Origin of the sequence: Streptomyces sp. NPDC059456, from assembly GCF_042750055.1 — a bacterium.
Lineage (GTDB): Bacteria > Actinomycetota > Actinomycetes > Streptomycetales > Streptomycetaceae > Streptomyces.
This window is the reverse complement of record NZ_JBHYVA010000940.1, coordinates 1-2527: the sequence shown is the minus strand read 5'-3', so window position 1 is coordinate 2527 and position 2527 is coordinate 1. Positions and strand designations below refer to the sequence as shown.

Here is a 2527-nt window from a genome sequence, read left to right as displayed (position 1 = left end):
GCACCTGATGGCTCGTTTCCGGGCCAGTCAACCGAGAGCACCTCCCGCGCGTCGAACCGCCGGCGCTGTTCTCCCCCTCAGGGGTACCGGGATTCCCACGGGCGGGTGACGGCCGGCGCACGGCTGGGCCGCCACCGTGCCGGATGGTGTAAAGGGTCAGCGGGCGGCCCCCTCGGCGGACTTCAGGGCCGCCGCGATGCCCTTGGCGAGGGTGTACGGATCCCCCTGGGGGCCGCTCGCCCCGCTCGGATGACGGGTGGTGCGCCGGGCCCAGTCCTCCTCGAAGGCGTGCCAGTCGATCTCCCGCGGCGCCGCCCGCTTCACCAGCGACTCCTCCAGCGTCTCGAAGTAGGCCGCCCACCGGGGTGCGTACAACCCGCCGATCAGCCCGCTCCATTCGCGGTTCGCGTAGTCGTGCAGGAATCCGCCCTCGCTGGTGCTGCGCCGGCCCCACACGCTCAGGATCGAACGGACGTCGTACTCGTAGCGGTCCTTCTCGGCCTCGTCCGCACCCCAGGAGCGGGCCGCGGAGATCCAGTCGCCGAACAGGAAGTTCGGGTCCGAGCCGGTCACGGCGTCCAACTGCCTTTCACCGTCTTGCCATTGGCCGGTCAGCTTGCGGAACTTCTCCAGGTCCTTGGCCTCGTAGGCCGCCTTGATCTGCGGCAGCAGCACCCGCGAGTGGTTGGCGAGGGCCTGCCGTGCGGTGTCGACCAGGTCGAAGCGGTACGCGCTGGAACCGCGCAGCCTCGGATCCACCTTCAGCAGGTGGTCCAGCGCCCGGCGCACCCCGGCGGCCGGATACCGCATCGACTTGGGGCTCCAGTACGCCGCGCCCGCCGCGGTCAGGCTCGGCCGGGCGGTGAACAGGCTGTCCTGGGACTCCGACCACAGGCCCGACGAGGTGCTGTACGGGCCCGTGCGCAGCTCCTCCCAGGCAGCCGCCGCCTCCTTGTCGGGCCGCCCGTACCGGCGGGCCGCGAAACCGGCGAACCACGTGCGCTGGTCGACCGGGCCGGGCTCCCAGGCCAGATCGGTGAACAGGTCGAAGGCCGCCGGATTGGTGCCGGTGGCCTCCGGCAGGTACGCGATGCCCTTCAGCGCACTGTTCGACTTGGCCCGCCAGGAGCCGAACCGGTCGATCCACACGGAGGTGTTCGCCCCGATCGTGGTGTGCCCGCCGAAGTTGTAGATCGTCCCCATCGCGTACGGGACGCCGCCCCAGCGCGTCTCGCGGTCCAGCCGGTTGTACCGGTCGGAGAGCCCGTCCAGGATCAGCAGCTTCGAGGTGTCCACCCCGGCGAGCAGCTCCGGCTTCGGACTGTCCTGCCAGCCCAGCACCGCCCACGTCGCGCCCGGGTGCGCCGCGTGCAGAGCCGACTGGACGGCGCGGGCGGCCGCCTTCACGTCGACGCCGCCGGCCGTCCCGCCCTCGTGCAGCGGGCTCATCCGGTACATCGCGCTGTCCCCGAACACGGCGCGCTGCTCCGCGTAGTACGCGGCGGCGAGCTTCCCGAAGACCGGGGTGGACGGGTCCAGCCAGTCGGGCCGGTCGAAGCCCGCCCAGTCGCCCTGCGCCACGGTCAGCGCGCCCGGGTTGCGGGCGGCGAACCCCGGCGGGACCGTGCCGAAGTACCCGGGCAGCACCGGGGTCATCCCGAGCCCGCGCAGCTGCTCGGCGATCCGTCCGCCCAGCTCGGCGCGCTGCTCCAGGAGGCGCTCGGAGACCGGGCCGCCGAATCCGCTCAGGTTCTGCAGCAGCCACCAGCTCTGGTGTCCGGGGCCGGGGATCCATTCGCGCAGCTCGGCGGCGGAGTAGCCGAAGCCCTGGAGGGCCCGGTAGTAGGGGTACTCGGCGCCGGCCTGGACGAACACCTCGTTGATGCCGTGCAGGGCGAGCAGGTCGATCTGCCGCTGGTGCTGTTCGAAGGTGCGGTACGCGCCCGAGTAGCCGTCGTCGGTGTCGTTGAGGGCGTAGCGGTGCGGGACGAGCGCGTTGCGGGTGACCGGCGCGGGGACCGCGGGCAGCCGCGCGGGCAGCATCCCGGTGCTGTCGCCGGGCCAGCCGATGTCGGCCCCGGCGACGTGCTGGAGGTACCAGCCGACGCCGGTCAGCAGGGTGGCCCCGGTCGATCCGCGCACGGTGATCGCGCCCGCCGTCCCGGACACGGTGAACCGGTCGCCCCCGGCGCCGGCCGGTTCGGGCACGAGGGTGAACTGGGCGGCGTGGCGCGGCAGCAGCCGCTCCAGCGCGGCCCGTGCGGGACCGGCGTCGAAGGCCCGGGGCCCGGCCGCGCCGAACGGGCCGGGGGAGTCCGGCCGCGCCGCCGTCCCGCGCGGGCCGCCGTGTACGGGCGCCGATGCGCCTACCGCGCCGGCCGCGCCGACCGCGCCGACCGCAGCGGGCAGGCCCCGCGGGCCGTCCGGTACCGGGGCGGGCGCGCGGCCCCGTACGCCGGGGGCGCCGCGCCCCGCGGGCCCCCCGGGGGGGGCGGCGGGCGGGCCCCCCCCCCCGGGGCGGGCCCCC

Annotated in this window: 1 protein-coding gene; it reads right to left on the bottom strand. The window is 74.8% G+C overall.

Going from position 1 to position 2527, the window contains the following annotated elements:
* Positions 1 to 156: 156 nt before the first annotated feature.
* Positions 157 to 2527 (bottom strand): alpha-N-acetylglucosaminidase (locus tag ACFXA3_RS40805; RefSeq protein ID WP_385196248.1); only part of this gene is annotated, 2371 nt, incomplete at its 5' end.